Genomic DNA, 15,692 nt, shown 5'->3' with positions numbered 1-15,692 from the left:
AGTGTAGCCCCTGCCCGCCCACGTCCTTACTGCTCGCCGCGCAGCTTGAACTGGTCGGCGGGAATCTTGTACGCCGAGTTCAGCACCCGCACGCGCGCCAGGTCCGTGCGCTGTTCCAGGTAGCCGCTGGCCGGAGCGCGCAGCGTGACCTTGCTCTTGCTGTCCACGCTCACGGCGTTCCCGACCACGTACGCCACGTTCTTCTTGTCGTCGTAGTACACGGCGTCGCCGGTGGTGGTCGTGCTGCCCTGCACCAGCCTGACGTTCCCCTTCACGTACAGGGTCTTTTCCTTCGTGCGGGCGCGCACCTCGGTGCCGCTCATCACGAGTTCCTTCTGGCTGCCCTTGGCGGCGCGCGTCAGGCTGGGCGTGCCGGTCATCTGCGCGAGTTCCTTGTCCTCGTCGAAGACCAGCTTGTCGGCCTTACCGGTCTGCGTGCCGTTCGTCAGGCTGACGTTGCCGGTGCTGGTGGACACGTTGTTGTCCACGTCCAGGCTCATCTGCGTGGCCTGGATGTTCACGGCGTCGCCGTCCTCCTTGTTCGAGGGCACGAAGGTCGCGCTGGGCGTGCCGGTCATGACGCCCTGGCCGGTCAACTCGGAGTACGCGAGCTTGTCGCCCTTGGCGGTCAGGCGCCCGCGCGTGACGAGCACGCTGCCCGTGAAGTCGGCATTGCGCTTGCCCTTCGCGTCGATCAGCTGCGTGCCGGCCGGCGCGGACATGACCGCCTGCGCCGCCTGGATGTTCAGGGTGCTGACAGTCGCCTTGACCGGAGCGCTGGCGGAGCCGTTGAAGGTCAGCGGGCCCTTGCGCAGGTCGCCGCGCGGCCCGCCCTGGATGGTGATGAGGCGCTTGGTGGCGGTGTCGGCCGCCTGGGCGAGTGCGGCGGTGGTGACGAGCGTACCGAGGATCAGGACCGTGCGTTTCATGGAGGAGTGGTTCATGGCGTTCTCCTTGGAGACAGAGTCAGGTGCCGGCCGGCGTGTTCACACGCTTGCCGTTCACGCAGCGTTCGGTGGTGTCGAGGTTCGAGGAGGTGGTCGAGTGCTCGTTGTCGGCATCCTCGATGTAGAAGTCGAATCGCATGCGGAGTTTCTCGTAGTGCCCGTCCAGCAGCGGCGAGCGGACCTCTGCGACGGGAGCGCTGAAGCCCTGGCCCTGCTCGATCTTCACCGGCTGGGCGGCCGAACCCTTCAGATCGATGTCCGCACACTCGTTGACCAGCGTGATCCGGGCCTGACGGGTGGTCATGTTGTCCTGATCGTCGATGGTGAGGTCGGGCGCGTCGAGCCGCGCGTCCAGCCGCTCGCGGCCGGTGAGCGCGTTCGTCCTGGGGTCGCGTTCCTTCACGGTGCGCTGGCCGCCGGACAGGCCCGTCAGGCGCGTCTCGCCCGCGACCGGGTCACTGCTGACCTGCTGCGCCGCGAAGGACCACACGGCGTCCGCGTCCCGGCTGGGGTACAGCCGGAACGTCACGCCGCTCAGGACCGCGCCGGTGCCGCTGCCCGCGACCGTGCCGGACGGCAGGAACGCGAAGCACAGGGCGAACCCCAGGATGGCGAGCAGAGCGTAGAGTCCAGCCTTCGGCACGCGGGCACTCTACCGTGCCCTCCTCATGAGAGTGGTGGGCCTGGAGTGGGTTCGGCGGGTGCCCCGGCCGGGGGCGGTCCAGCGGTCGGGCCGGCGGCGACGGGCTTACCCTGGCAGACGTGATCGACACGCACTGCCACCTCGACTACCTGGACGACCCGGCCAGCGCGCGCGGCGAACTGGGCCTGAGCGCCCTGGTCTGCATCGGCGCGAGCCCAGAACACGCGCGCAACGCCGTCACCCTGGCCGAACAGTACCCCGACGTGTACGCGACCGTGGGCCTGCACCCCACCGACACGGACGAGGACACGCCGGCCACCCGCGCCGAGATCGAGGCGCTGGCCACGCACCCGCGCGTGGTCGGGATTGGCGAGAGCGGTCTGGACGACTACTGGGACGACACGAAACGCGCCGCACAGATCCGCGCCTTCGAGTGGCAGCTCGACCTCGCGCGGCGGGTGGGCAAGCCGCTGGTGATCCACACCCGGGACAAACAGGATCAGCAGTCGGCGCACCGGGGCGTCATGGACGTGCTGCGCGCGTGGCCGGACGTGCCGGTGATCCTGCACTGTTTCTCCGGACACGGCGGCCTGCTGCGCTTCGGGCTGGAGCGCGGAGAGCACACCGTCTTCGGCTTTGCGGGCAACACCACCTACAAGACGGCCCGCGACATCCACGAGGCCGCGGCGATGCTGCCCCTGGAGCGCGTGCTGCTGGAAACGGACGCGCCCTTCCTGGCGCCCGTACCCAAACGTGGCAAGCCGAACCGGCCCGGGTACGTGCGCCACACCCTGGAGTTCATCGCGGCCCTGCGCGGTCTGGACGCGGCGGCCCTGGAAGCCGCAACCGACGAGAACGCCCGGCGGGTGTATGGCCTGACAGACGTGCCTCCAGCTCCCTGACACCGGCAGCCATCGTGGGCCGGTGGATCAGTCACCTCTGCGGGCTCGCTTCCGTGAGGCATCACGGGCCGCCCAGGGCGACGCCGCGTTCAGCCGACCGTCCTCAGAGCGTCGCCTTGAAGAACTGCACGCTGCGCGCCAGGGCGAGGTTCAGGTTCCGGCTGAGGTTGTGGTTGTCGCCGGGGTAGCGGTACGCCTGGGTGGGCTGTCCGGCGGCGCGCAGGTCGTCCGCGAGGTCCTTCTGGAACGCGTACGGCACGTCCTCATCGGCGGTGCCGTGATGCTGCTGGATGGGGCGGCCCCGCAGGTCGCGCAGGGACGCGTTGGGGCTCAGGGCGCGCAGGTAGCGGCGGTTCACGCTGTCCAGCGCCGGCCGGGCCTCGCCGCCCGGCACGCGCCATTCGGTCGCCAGCACGTCGTAGCTGGCGACCACGCCCGCCCACACCGACGCCGCCCGGATGTCCGGATCGACCAGCATGGCGCGCAGCGTCAGCTGGCCGCCCATGGAGTGGCCCCACATGCCCAGCCGCTTCGCGTTCACGCGCGGGTCCTTCTTCACGCTGGCGGCGGCGTTCAGCACGTCGATGGTGTACCCCGGGTCGTCGTACCCGCCGAGCGCCGCGCCCTCGCTGCTGCCGTGCCCACGGTAGTCGCTCTTGAGGGTCACGTAGCCCGCACGGGCAAACGCGTCCTGATATGCCACGTAGCGCTCGGTGGTGCGGTACTCGGCGGGCGGAATATACCCATGGTTGAACACGATGGCTGGCCACCCTCCCTTCGGCGGCGTGCCGCGTGGCACCGTCAGCAGCGCGTAGATCTTCAGCCCGTCGGACTGGTAACTCACGACCTGCCGCGTGTAGTTCGGTCCAGCATTCAGGGTACGCACCACAGTCAGGGCGCTGCCGGGGTACGACCGTGCCCGCAGGGCGGGAATCGAGATCGGCTGCCGCGCCACCGCCGCCCGGATGGCCGCGTCGGTGACCTGCCCGAAGGGATCGCTGAGCATGGTTGCGGCGTCAGAGCCGCTGTCTGACGGCTGGGCCGGCGCCGCCGCAGCGGGCGCGCGGGCCGGGTCGGTCGCCGCCGGCCCCCACGGCACCGTGAAGGGCAGGTCCTGAGGCTGGGTCACCGCCAGATACCCGCCGCCCGCCACTGCGAGTAGCGCGGCCAGTCGCAGCAGCGCCCTCACTGCGACGGCCTCACAGGTTCGCCTTGAAGAAGGCCACGGAGCGGCTCAGCGCCGTGTTCAGATACTGGCTGAGGTTGTGGTTGCCACCGGGGTACACGTAACTCTGCACGCCCTTTCCGGCGGCCTTCAGTCGGGCCGTCAGCGACGTGTGGAACGCGACGGGCACCTCCTCGTCGGCCGACCCGATGTGCAGCTGGATGGGACCGCCTAGGTCCTTGAGGTACGACGTGGCGCTCAGCGTGTTCCAGAACGCCGGGTTGGCCTTCGGCGTGCCGTACTTCTCCACGGCCACCCGGCGCAGGTTCAGCACCCGCTGCGGAATGCTGGCCGGCGCGCGGTGCGGCCAGCCGTTCATCATCTCGTCGTAGTCCCCGACCACGCCGCCCCAGATCACGCCGGCCTTGACGCTGCGGTCGATCACCATGGCGCGCAGGGACAGGAAACCGCCCATCGAGTGGCCCCACATGCCGATGCGCGCGGGATTCACGCGGGGGTCCTTCTTCACGCTGCCCAGCGCGTTCATCACGTCGGCCGTGTAGCCCGGCGCGTAGTACCCGCCCAGCGCCTCGCCCTGAGAGCTGCCGTGCCCGCGGTAGTCGCTCTTCAGGGTGACGAACCCGGCCCGCGCGAAGGCGTCCTGGTACGCGACATACCGTTCAGTGGTGCGGTACTGGGTCGGCGGAATGTACCCGTGGTTGAAGACGATGGCTGGCCACCCACCTTTCGGCGGCGTGCCGCGTGGCACCGTCAGCAGCGCATAGATCTTCAGGCCGTCGGACTGGTAGCTCACGACCTGCCGCGTGTAGTTTGATCCGGCGCTCAGGGTGCGGACCACCGTCAGGGCGCTGCCCGGATAGCTGCGCTCCCGCGCGGCGGGAATGCTCATCTGCGCCGCGTCCACCCGGGCGAGCGCCGCGGCGGACTGGGCGCTGGCGGGAAGCAGCAGGAACGGCACGAGCAGCACGAGCGCAGCTTTCATGCCCGCAGCGTAGTGGCCGGAGGCCGCCGGAATGGCGTGCTGGACGACGCTTGTGCCTTCAGTGCCCTTGAGCGTCCGCCCAGCCGGCCCTCACGCGCTCAGCGGCTGATGTCGTAGCCGGTGATCTTGGACACGCCGCGCGGGTTCGTGGCACTCAGCGCCTGCGCGCGGTCGTACACGTTCCAGCCCGCCGACACGGTCAGGGCGGGCAGACCCTCGTTCTCGCCCGGCAGGAAGTCCGGGATGGTCACGGCCGGCATGGTCCCGCTGACCGGGCTATACACCAGCCACTGCCGGTTGCGCGCGAACGGCTCGCCCACGCTCAGGCGGGCGTCATTGTTCGAGTCGTCGAAGGCCACCACCTGGTACACGCCCGCCACGTTCGGCAGCGGCGGGCTGGGCAGGTCGAAGCCGAAGGCCCACGTGCCGCCGTCCGCCACCACGTTCTGAGCGATGGCGCTGTTCATCGAGACCGCCACCGGGAAGCCCGTACCCACCAGTGCCAGGCGCAGGTGGGGGGACGATCCCCAGTCGCCACCCAGCGTGCCGCTCAGACGGTAGTCGTCCGGCGCCTTGACCGCCGGCTGGCTGCACGCCGCGAGGAGCAGACCGGGAAGAAGCAGGGCGGGCCAGGCGAGTAAGCGCATACAGACAGGGTACGCGCAACACTGCGGCGCAAACGTAAACAGGTAGGTACCAGAGTTGACCATGACCTGGTGATCCAAGGACGTGCAACCACGACGTACAGCACAGATGAGGGCAATCTGCGGAGCTGCTGAGAACAGCTTGCACTGCCCAGCAGGGGCCTCTATCTTAATCACCTTCCTTAAGCCAGTCTGGTCGCTCCCAGACGCCCACCTCCGCTGGTCACCGAGAGTGTGAAATCCCCGGCATTCCCTTGAACAGCTGCAAGGAGTCCGCCTGCGATGAGAGTCCATGTCTGGTCAGCTCACCCCGTCCCCGACCAACCCGACCGTCTGCATGCGCCGCGCTCGACCTCCCGTCCCTGGAGTTCACTATGATCCGATCCGCAATGACCCGACCCGTCCAGGCCATGCTCGCCGTCTCCGGCGCCCTGCTGCTCGGAGCGTGCAACCCGATCAGTTCTCCCAAGCCGACCAGCACTGTCGGCGCCGGCAGCCAGACCGTCGCCGGCACGCTGGCCAACTCGGTGGGTGGCAAACTGGTCGCGGCGAGCAGCATTACCGTGCAGACCTCAACGGGCAAAACATTGAGTGGGGTGACCGACGGCAACGGCAAATTCACCCTGAAACTCGATCCCGGTGTGTACAGCATCGAGTTCAAGAAGGCCGGGTACGCCGCCTCGCGCATCGAGGGCCTGCGGATCGCGAACGGTACCAACGATCCGCTCAATGCCATCCAGAAGAACGTCTTCGCCACCACCCTGCCTGTAGGCGTACCGACGGTTACCGCGAAGTACGTGACGGGAGAGGTGGGCACCGATTTCGCCGTGAATCCCGCAACGGTTCCGAGCTTCAACGCGAGCGCCGGCGTGTCCACCGAGGTGACGGTCACCTCCAGCGACCCGGCCAACAGCCCCGGGAACATCTACGTCGGAGTGGGCGGTGTCCCCGGCTCCGGCTACTTCGGCACCCGCGTCATCAACACGCCGGACCCCAAACTGACCACGGCAACCGTAAAAGCGCTGCTGGTCAACGATCCCAAGGGCAGCGACACCCTGCGTGGCGTACGTGGAGCCACCACGCTGTACGTCGTGGCCTACGACACGAACCTGAACCGGCTGGAACGGCGCTACCCGATCGTGATCACGGACGACCAGCCGAGCACGACCGCCCTGCCGGCCTTCGCGACCACCAAGGCGCTGGCGGTGACGCTCGCCCAGAAGATCGGCTTCTTCTCACCCGTTCGACCGGACGGCGCACCGACCGAGCAGAGCACCATGTGGACCGAGGTTTCCTGGACGTACCCGAAGGGCACGACCGCCAAGCCGCTCGGCTACCGCCTGTGGACGAGTGACGACGGCACAAACTTCCGGATACTCAAGACCGTGGAGGGCAAGGCCACCGTGGCGCGCGATGGCAGCGGCAGCCTGGAAGCCGGCAAGACCGTGTACTACAAGCTTGAGGCCTTCAACAGCACCGAGAGTCTGTATAGCGACGTCATGAGCACGACGCCCCTGGACAGCTTCACCCTGTCGGACTTCACCCCTGCCGAGGCCAGGGTGGGCGTCGCGCGGAAGCCCACACTGGGCTGGAAGGTGTCCAGTCTGGTCGGGGATCACCGCAACTTCTATGTGATGGTGAACGATTACCCGCAGCAGAGTGCGGCGTGCTTCTGGGGTCAGGTGCTGTGTGGCGGCGACACCAAAGACAATATGTTCGTCGATGACGGCAGCACGCCTGCACTGAAGCAGTCGGGCAACGCGTATTCCGTGGCCTTCAATGCCAACGGCACGGCCCTGCTTCCTGCCCTGGAAAGCCGCCACGCCTACACCTTCGACGTGTCGGCCGCGGCATACAGCAAGAGTGGGGACGCAGTCAGCATTGCCCATGACTACTACGACATCTTCTACACCTTTGACACCTGCAACTTCGGCGGCCCGGTGTGCGAGGGACAGGTCATCAACTTCACGACGGGAGATCAGGAATGAACAAGCTCGCCCTTCTTTGCCTGACGTCGGCAGTGCTGCTGGCCGCCTGCGGCACCACCACCCAGCCCACCGCAGCGACGCCTGCCCCCACCTTCAGCGGCGTACCCGTTGCGCACGCGACCCTCAGCCGCGTGGCCTCGACCGTGCTGCCGGACTTGGCCCAGCTGGTGAAGACCGGCACCGAACACGACCTCACCCAAGAACTCGTGGTGGGTTACACCGACCGCGCGGCTCTGGACCGCCTGGCCGCGCACCTCGGGGCCACAGTCCGCAGCACCATTCCCGCACTGCAGTTGGGTCTGCTGGTCCTCCCGGACCGGCTGAGCGTCTCCAAGACGGCGGTGGCACTGAGCGTGCGTCCCATCGCCGGCCTGCGCTACGCCCAGGCGAACGGGTATGAGGGTCACCTGCCGGTGGAACCGGCCGCTCAGCCACTGGGCGCCCAGCAGTTGAGCGCCCTTGCAGATGGCGATCCGCTGAGCGCCAAGCAGTGGTGGATCAAGCAGATCGGCGCGGACCAGGTGCGTTCGGTCGCGACCGGGAAGGGCGTCATCGTCGGCGTGGTTGACGATGACTTCAACCGGCAGCACGAGGACCTGAAGGCCGACGGGAAGATCGTGACGGGCCTCGACACGGGCACCCTCAAGGAGCTCACGCCGGACCTGCCCCTCACGTCCGGCGATCACGGCAGCGGCTCGGCCGGCACCATCGCCGAACGCCTTGGGAACGGCGTGGGCGGCGCGGGCGTCGCTCCAGACGCAGTTCTGATGCCCATCCGCATCTTCACCGAGAAAGGCTTCACCGGGTCGTACAACGTCGCGCTGGGCATCGTCTATGCGGTGGACCATGGCGCCCGCGTCCTGAACAACTCGTGGGGCGGTGGCGGCTACAGCCAGGTGCTCAAGGACGCCGTCGATTACGCGCTGTCTAAGAACGTCGTGGTCGTCGGTTCTGCCGGCAATGACCACGCCAACATGATGACCGGGCTGGGGGCGTTTACCGGCGCGATCAACGTGGGAGCCAGCGCCGGTGACGACATGAAGGCCGATTTTAGCAACATGGGCCTGCGCGTGGACATCTACGCTCCCGGCGACAACGGTCTGACCACCTTCAGCGACACGAACGACGGGTACGGCTCCTTCAACGGCACGAGCATGGCGGCGCCGGTGATCTCGGGCGCCGCGGCCCTGCTGCTCGAGGCGAACGGCAGCCTCACACCGTACCAGGTCAAGAAACTGCTGGTCAGCACCGGCGACCCCATGAAAGATCCCCTGACCCAGGGCTACAACCGTGTGAACGTGAAGGCTGCCCTGGCTGCCGTGAAGGCCGGCACCCTTCCCGCCGATGGCGGCAGCGTGGAAATTGCGGTCTCCGATATCGTCGAAGGTGCGCCAGTGGACGGCACGGACGTGATCCTCACGCCCAAGTCGGGCCAGAACAAGGGCATGCCCTACATCGGCCGTACCGGCAGCTCCACCCTTCAGGGCTCGACGGCGACCGCCACGGCGTTCTCGGGGTATGCCCGTTTCTACGGCGTCGAACCTGGCGAATACTCGATCAGCGTGGCCGGTCCTGGCATCAATTCGTACGGCGGCGTGCGGCAGAGCGTGGCGCGCAGCATTACTGTCCAGAGTGGGAAGATGGTCAGTCTGACTGGCAAAGATGCTGTGGTGCAGCAGGTAGATTTCTACGAGTACTCCGCCTATGACTCCGCGACGGACACATTGATCCGCAATGACACGCCCGCCACGGCCACTGACCTGACGAAGGTGCCGGCCTCAGTCTTCACGACTCCCGTTACACTGGGCGGCGCCTTCGACAGCACGAACCATGCGTACTCACCCACGCCTACCGGGCCGGACGTCGATCACCTCGCCTTCACGGTGCCTGCCGGGAAGACGCTCACCGTGCAGGGGTACGCCAGCCTGGTGGGCTCCACGGCCAAGGTGAAGGTCGATCTCCTGAACTCCAGCGGCACCGTCGTCGCAAGCGGCACGCCCGACACGGCGAACAAGATCGACAGTCAGGCCTCGTACACCTCCACGGCGGGAGGCGTATACATTGTCCGCTTCACCAACCAGACGACCACGGAAGGGCTGGGCGCCGTCTACGCCGGTGACGTGTCCATCAAGTAACCGCGGCTGAAGCGGTGGTCGGGCGGCAGGCTTCCGAGGAAGCCTGCCGCCCGGCTGTCATGGCGTCAGCGTGCCATCACGCCGCAGGGCCACACTGTGGCCATGTCTGCCCGTCCGTTCCATTCTACTGCTTTGCTCAGCGCGCTTCTGCTCTTCGGCACGGCCGTTCCGTCCTGGGCCGCATCCAGTCCACCCCCGCAGTCCACGCCCCCGCGCATGCCCCCCGTGTCCCGCATCACGCCGCCCTCCCCGGTTGGCGTACCGGCGGGTCTGGCCGCCCAGGGCATCGATCCTCTGGCCCTGCCTGCCCAGGTACTCGCGTCCGGCGCAGACGGCGGCACTGTTCACGGGCTGCGGGTCCGCGTGACCTCAGCGGCCCTTGCTGCCGATCACCGTAGCGCCGTGATCCGCCTGTCGGTGCAGGGCGTGATCACGGGCCTGCGCGACGTGGCCGCGCTGCACGTGCGAGTCACTGGCGAGCTGGGCAGTGGCCTGCCCACCACCGTCCTCCGTTCTCCCGTCGTTGACCGCAACGCCGAGCTGGAGGTGCGCGTCGCGCTGCCCCAGGAAGGCCGTGGAGATACGGCGCTGCGGGCCACAGAACTCCCGGCGCGCCTCATCGTGTACACCGCCCGCAGCGGAGTCACGTACACCCTGACCTTCCGGCGCTGACCTCTACTGACCGGCTCTGTGCCTCTGCACGCCCGCCAGGACCTTGCCGATCACCCCGTCCAGATCCAGCGGCCCGGTGTCGATGACCACGGCGTCGGCGGCGGGCGCACTCTGCACGCGGTCGAGGTCGTCGCGGCGGATCAGGGCGGCCTCGATGGCGTCCACGTCTTCCGGGCGTTCCTGGGCGCGGCGGCGGGCACGGACGCGGGGGCTGGCGGTCAGGTAGAACTTCGCGCCCGCGTGTGGAAAGACGTTCGTGCCCATGTCGCGGCCCTCGGCGACGAAGGGGGGAGGCACCTGCCGGAGCTGCTCGTTCACCCACGCCCGCACGCCAGGCAGCACGGCGATGGCGCTCACACCGTGATCGACGCGGGTGGAGTGCAGCTCCGGCGTCAGGTCGCGCCCGTTCTGCCACACACGGTTGCCCTCCGCGAGGGGTTCCAGCCGCACCGGGTGGGTGCCCAGCGCCGCGAGGACGGCCCCCTGGTCGCTCAGGTCGGCGTGGTCCTCGAGGGCGAAGAGGGTGGCGGCGCGGTACAGCAGGCCGCTGCTGAGGTACGGAATGCCCAGCGCGCGGGCCACGCCGGACGACACGCTGGATTTGCCGCTGGCGGCGACACCGTCGATGGTCACGATCAGGGTTGGGGCGGAGGTGGAGCGTCCTTGCATCGAGGCGCAGTGTAGCCGGGCGGGGGCCACCTTTGGATGGCCGCGCGCCCTCATGCGGGGCCGCTAGACTTGGGCCGTCATGAGAAACGCTGCCCTGATCCTGACCGCGCTGCTCGCGCTGACCGCCTGCCAGAAGAAGGCGGCCGACACGGCCAGCACGGACACGACCGCGACCGATACCGCCGCGACCGACACGGCCTCCACCACCCAGACGGACACGGCCAGCACGACCGCGGCGAGCACCACGCCCGCCGTCACGAAGGCCGGCCCGGTTCCGAGCGGGTACACGCTGGTGCCGCCGTTGACGGACAAGCCGGTCCGCACCTTCAAGGCCGAGCCGGAGTATGCCCTGCAGGACGGCAAGGACTACTACGCGCTGATCGACACCAGCCGCGGGCAGCTCCTGGCCGACCTGTACGAGCAGGAGACGCCGGTGACGGTGAACAACTTCGTGTTCCTGGCCCGCAACCACTTCTTCGACGGCATCCGTTTCCACCGCGTGATCGACGGCTTCATGGCGCAGACCGGCGATCCCAAGAGCGTGGACACCGCCACGAAGGCCGAGTGGGGCACCGGCGATCCCGGCTACAAGTTCGCGGACGAATTCCGCACGAAGCTGACCTTCAACGCCCCCGGCATTCTGGCGATGGCGAACAGCGGCCCGGCCACCAACGGCTCGCAGTTCTTCATCACCTTCGTGCCGACCGAGTTCCTGAACGGCAAGCACACCATCTTCGGCAAGGTGGTCACGGGCGACGACATCCTGCCCAAGCTGACGCGCACCATGGACCAGAACAACACCGACATCTCGGGCGCGGTGGCCGACCAGATCATCAGCGTGCGCATCCTGACCAAGAACTGAGGTCGGGGGAGCGGGGCCGGGCCAGCGGACTGCCGCCGCCCGGCCCGTTGTCATGGGGATTCTTCCACACGCATGCGCCAGGATGCGGATGCGCCGCGCGCGGCCCCCGCTCTAGCCTGGGCGCATGATGGCCGATCCCCACCCCGACACGTCCCGGACCACCGGCCGAAGTTCCACGCTAGGCGTGCTGCGCACCTACCTCGGCCCGCTGAAATGGCAGGTGCTGGGCCTCGCGGCGCTGCTGTTGAGCGGCGTGGGCCTGAACCTGCTGCTGCCGCAGCTGCTCGCGCGTTTCGTGGACAACGCCAAGCTGGGCCGCGCGGCCGATCCGGGGCTGCTCATCCGGCTGGCGGGCATCTACATCGCCCTCGCGGTGGGCGTGCAGCTCCTGAACGCCAGCGCGACCTTCGTGGGGGCGCGGGTGGGCTGGACGGCCACCAACCGCCTGCGCGCGGACCTGATGGCGCACCTGCTGTCGCTGGACATGCGCGAGCACAAGGAGCGCACGCCCGGCGAGATGATCGAGCGCATCGACGGCGACGTGACGGCCCTGAGCAACTTCTTCTCGCAGTTCGCGGTGCGGGTGTTCGGCGCGGCGCTGCTGCTCACGGGCGCGCTGGTGATGTTCTACTCCGTGGACTGGCGCGTGGGCGTGGGCGTCACGGCGTTCACGGTGGTCACGCTGATCGCCATGAACCGCGTGCGCAAGCTGGGCGTGGAGCCCACCCGCCTAGAGCGCGAGGCCAGCGCGAAACTCTTCGGCTTCGTCGAGGAGCGCCTGTCGGGCCTGGAGGACATCCGCGCGCTGGGCACCGGCGGGCACCACCTGAATGCCTTCCTGCGCACGCAGCGCGAGTTCTTCACCCGCTCGATCTGGTCGTGGCGCCGGCGCAGCGTGGTGTGGCAGCTGAGCATGATCCTCTTCGCGGCCGGGTACGTGGGCGTGCTGGCCGCCGCGGTCGGGCTGTACGCGGCCGGGGCGATCACGCTGGGCACCGCCTTCCTGATGTACCAGTATATGAGCATGGTCGAAGAACCCATCGACCAGCTCACGCAGCAGCTCCAGGAACTCCAGAAGGCCGGCGCGAGCCTGGGCCGTGTGGGCGAGATCCTGAGCCTGCGCAGCGCCATCGAGGGCGGCACTCAGCCGCTGCCGGCCGGCGCGCTCAGCGTGGCCTTCCGGGGCGTGGACTTCTCGTACACCCCGGACGACCCGGACGCGCGCGGCGTGCTGCACGGCGTGGGGTTCACCCTGCCGGCCGGGCAGACCGTCGGCCTGCTGGGCCGCACCGGCAGCGGCAAGACCACCCTCACGCGCCTGGTCTCCCGCCTGTACGACGCGACCGGCGGGCAGGTCACGCTGGGCGGCGTGGACGTACGCGACGTGCCCCTGAAGACCCTGCGCCAGCGGGTGGCCGTGGTGACGCAGGACGTGCAGCTGTTCCAGGCCAGCGTGCGCGACAACCTGACCTTCTTCGACCCGGACATGCCTGACGAACGCGTGGAGGCCGCCCTGCACGAGGTCGGGCTGGACACATGGCTGGCCCGGCTGGAGCAGGGCGTGCACACCCCACTGCCCACCGGCAGCCTGTCCGCCGGCGAGGCGCAGCTCCTCGCGTTCGCGCGCGTGATGCTGCTCGATCCGGCCGTGATCATCCTCGACGAGCCCAGCAGCCGCCTCGACCCCGCCACGGAGGGCCTGCTGACCGCCGCCATGACGCGCCTGCTCGCCGGGCGCACCGCGATCATCATCGCGCACCGCCTGGACACGGTGGCCCGCGCCGACCGCATCCTGGTGCTCGGGGACGGTCACGTGCTGGAGGACGGCGAGCGCGCCCAGCTCGCCCGCGATCCGCGCAGCCACTACGCCGAACTCCTGCGTGCCGGCGTGCTGGACGACGCCGAGGGCGTGCTGGCATGACCCGCCCCGCTGATCCCGCTTTCCAGGCCATCACCCCTCACACCACCCCGACCCGGAGCTGTCCATGACCACCACCTCTCCCCCCGTCCGAGACACGCGCGAGCGCACGCTGGCGCTGTCCAGCCGGCTGTTCGCATACCGGCCGTGGCTGTTCGGCTTCAACCTGCTGATGTGGAGCCTGATCCACGCCTCGCCCGCCCTGCTCACCCTGGCCGTCAGCCGACTGTTCCAGGCGCTGGAACGCGCCGAGGGCCTCAAGACTGCCGGGCAGTCCCTGGACCCGGCCATTGCCGCCGCGTGGGTGGCGGTGGGGTGGTTCGCGTTCGTGCGCACCAGCCGCATCGGCGTGTTCTACGGCGGCTTCCGCGCGTGGATCGAGCTGTGGTACACGCTGGACGCCGTGGTGCGCCGCAACCTGATGTCGTATCTGCTGACGGCGCCCAGGTCGCGCCGGCTGCCCGACACGCCTGCCGAGGCGGTCAGCCGCTTCCGCGACGACGTGGACGACGTGGCCGGCTACACCGAGGTGTGGGTGGACGGCGCGGGCTTCGTGCTGTATTCCGTCGTGGCGATCACGCTGATGGCGCGGGTCGATCCGCTGATCACGCTGCTGGTGTGCGCGCCGCTGCTGCTGATGGTCGCGTTCGTGCAGCGGCTGTCGCCCACCATCCGCACGTACCGCCGCCGCATGCGCGAGGCGACCGCCCGCGTGACCGACTTCATCGGTGAGACCTTCGGGGCCGTGAGCGCCGTGAAGCTCGCCGCGCGCGAGGACGCCATGGTCGCGCGCCTGGAGGCCCTGGGCGAGACGCGCCGCCACGCCGCCCTGCGCGACGTGCTGCTGACCGAACTGATCCGGGGCGTGAACACCAACATGGTGAACCTCGCCGTGGGGCTGGTGCTGCTGCTGGGCGCGAACAAGGTGCGCGGCGGCGCGCTGGACGTCGCGGACTTCGTGCTGTTCATCGGCCTGCTGCCGCGCCTGACCGGCTCCATGGGCTTCTTCGGCGACGCGATTGCCCGCCACCGCCGCACCGGCGTGAGCTACGACCGCATGACCCGCCTCCTGCAGGACGCCCCGGACACCCGCATCGTCGAGCACCACGACGTCTTCCTGAGTGGCGAGCCGGCCGCACCCCCCGCCGCCCCGCCCGCGCTGCCGCTGGAGGAGCTGCGCGTGCAGCACCTCACGGCCACGCACGCCAGCGGTCTGGGCGTGCAGGACGCCACCTTCACCGTACGACGGGGCGAGTTCGTGGTCGTCACCGGGCGCATCGGCAGCGGCAAGACCACCCTGCTGCGCGCCCTGCTGGGCCTGGTTCCCGCACAGAGCGGCAGCGTGCAGTGGAACGGGCAGGCCGTGGACGACCCCGCGACCTTCCTGGTGCCGCCCCGCAGCGCGTACACCGCCCAGTTGCCGGGCCTGTTCAGCGACACCCTGCGCGAGAACGTGCTGAGCGGCCAGGACGAACACCGCCTGGGCCGCGCCGTGCGCCTGGCCGTGCTGGAACCGGACCTCGCCCAGTTGCCGCAGGGGCTGGAGACGCCTGTGGGCGCGCGCGGCGTGAAGCTCTCCGGCGGTCAGGTGCAGCGCACCGCCGTGGCCCGCATGCTCGCCCGCGACGCCGACCTGCTCGTCTTCGACGACGTGTCCAGCGCCCTCGACGCCCGCACCGAGGCGCAGCTGTGGGACGGCCTGTTCACCGAGACCGACGCCACCTGCCTCGTCGTCTCACACCGCCGCGCCGCCCTGAGCCGCGCCGACCGCATCCTGCTCATGCAGCACGGCCGCATCGTGGACGAGGGCACCCTTGAAGACCTCCTCGAACGCAGCGAGGAAATGCGCGCCCTGTGGGCAGAAGAGGTGGCGTAAACCGGCCCTTCTTCCCTACCGGGTGCAGGGGGAGTGGCTTCGGCGGTGGTGGTCACACACGCCCCCTCCCACCCAGCCTCTGCAAGCAGCTCCGCGAGTCCCCACACCAGGGAGGCGCGAAAAGCCGAAGCGTCCCACCCTGCCCCTGACCGAAAGCCATCGTGCGCGCAGCGCGCGGGCAGTGACGGCGTCAACGCACGAGGCAGAGACGACGCCCCACGCCAACGAGACCCCATATCAGGCCAGTCCGAGCAAAGTGGCGACCACA

At 69.0% G+C, this 15,692-nt stretch carries 13 protein-coding genes; 7 read left to right on the top strand and 6 right to left on the bottom strand.

Going from position 1 to position 15,692, the window contains the following annotated elements:
* Positions 1-26: 26 nt before the first annotated feature.
* Together HNQ07_RS08055 and HNQ07_RS08050 are read right to left on the bottom strand one after the other, a co-directional pair.
* Positions 27-944, bottom strand: coding sequence for an LptA/OstA family protein (locus tag HNQ07_RS08055; RefSeq protein WP_184110495.1), 918 nt, complete (start codon positions 942-944; stop codon positions 27-29).
* A 22-nt stretch (positions 945-966) separates the two neighbouring features.
* Positions 967-1,590 (bottom strand): hypothetical protein, encoded by a 624-nt coding sequence (locus tag HNQ07_RS08050; RefSeq protein ID WP_184110493.1) that lies wholly within the window; start codon positions 1,588-1,590, stop codon positions 967-969.
* Between the two features lie 119 nt (positions 1,591-1,709).
* Between HNQ07_RS08050 and HNQ07_RS08045 the strand changes: the two genes are divergently transcribed.
* Positions 1,710-2,492: a TatD family hydrolase gene (locus HNQ07_RS08045; protein WP_184110491.1), complete on the top strand. Its 783-nt coding sequence runs from the start codon at positions 1,710-1,712 to the stop codon at positions 2,490-2,492.
* Positions 2,493-2,595: 103 nt separating this feature from the next.
* Here the strand turns inward: HNQ07_RS08045 and HNQ07_RS08040 are convergent, their stop codons facing one another.
* From HNQ07_RS08040 to HNQ07_RS08030, 3 genes are all read right to left on the bottom strand, one after another.
* Entirely contained in the window at positions 2,596-3,681 is a 1,086-nt protein-coding gene (locus tag HNQ07_RS08040; protein ID WP_184110489.1) for an alpha/beta hydrolase family protein, read from the bottom strand.
* Between the two features lie 10 nt (positions 3,682-3,691).
* Complete coding sequence (locus HNQ07_RS08035; RefSeq protein WP_184110487.1) at positions 3,692-4,660, bottom strand: alpha/beta hydrolase family protein; 969 nt, start codon at positions 4,658-4,660, stop codon at positions 3,692-3,694.
* Between the two features lie 98 nt (positions 4,661-4,758).
* Positions 4,759-5,307 carry a hypothetical protein gene (locus HNQ07_RS08030; protein ID WP_184110485.1) on the bottom strand — a complete coding sequence of 183 codons (549 nt, stop codon included), beginning with the start codon at positions 5,305-5,307 and terminating at the stop codon, positions 4,759-4,761.
* Positions 5,308-5,693: 386 nt separating this feature from the next.
* On the opposite strand from HNQ07_RS08030, the gene HNQ07_RS08025 reads away from it, so the two are divergent.
* From HNQ07_RS08025 to HNQ07_RS08015, 3 genes are all read left to right on the top strand, one after another.
* Complete coding sequence (locus HNQ07_RS08025; protein ID WP_184110483.1) at positions 5,694-7,292, top strand: carboxypeptidase-like regulatory domain-containing protein; 1,599 nt, start codon at positions 5,694-5,696, stop codon at positions 7,290-7,292.
* On the top strand, positions 7,289-9,427 hold the full coding sequence (locus HNQ07_RS08020) for a S8 family peptidase (RefSeq protein ID WP_184110481.1): 2,139 nt from the start codon (positions 7,289-7,291) through the stop codon (positions 9,425-9,427). The genes HNQ07_RS08025 and HNQ07_RS08020 overlap by 4 nt, the downstream gene beginning before the upstream one ends.
* A 216-nt stretch (positions 9,428-9,643) precedes the next feature.
* Positions 9,644-10,099, top strand: coding sequence for a hypothetical protein (locus tag HNQ07_RS08015; protein WP_184110479.1), 456 nt, complete (start codon positions 9,644-9,646; stop codon positions 10,097-10,099).
* A gap of 3 nt (positions 10,100-10,102) precedes the next feature.
* On the opposite strand, the gene cmk is transcribed toward HNQ07_RS08015, so the two are convergent.
* A complete protein-coding gene (cmk, locus tag HNQ07_RS08010) occupies positions 10,103-10,738 on the bottom strand; it encodes a (d)CMP kinase (protein WP_221274886.1) in 636 nt (211 codons plus the stop codon).
* Positions 10,739-10,847: 109 nt separating this feature from the next.
* Here cmk and HNQ07_RS08005 point away from each other — a divergent pair, with 109 nt between their 5' ends.
* The 3 genes from HNQ07_RS08005 (at position 10,848) to HNQ07_RS07995 (ending at position 15,424) form a co-directional block, all read left to right on the top strand.
* On the top strand, positions 10,848-11,630 hold the full coding sequence (locus HNQ07_RS08005) for a peptidylprolyl isomerase (RefSeq protein WP_184110475.1): 783 nt from the start codon (positions 10,848-10,850) through the stop codon (positions 11,628-11,630).
* 127 nt (positions 11,631-11,757) lie between these two features.
* Positions 11,758-13,551 (top strand): ABC transporter ATP-binding protein, encoded by a 1,794-nt coding sequence (locus HNQ07_RS08000; protein WP_184110913.1) that lies wholly within the window; start codon positions 11,758-11,760, stop codon positions 13,549-13,551.
* 64 nt (positions 13,552-13,615) lie between these two features.
* On the top strand, positions 13,616-15,424 hold the full coding sequence (locus HNQ07_RS07995) for an ABC transporter ATP-binding protein (protein WP_184110473.1): 1,809 nt from the start codon (positions 13,616-13,618) through the stop codon (positions 15,422-15,424).
* Positions 15,425-15,692: the final 268 nt, after the last annotated feature.

The organism is Deinococcus metalli (assembly GCF_014201805.1).
Classification (GTDB): domain Bacteria; phylum Deinococcota; class Deinococci; order Deinococcales; family Deinococcaceae; genus Deinococcus; species Deinococcus metalli.
This window is presented reverse-complemented; position numbering and strand designations above follow the sequence as displayed.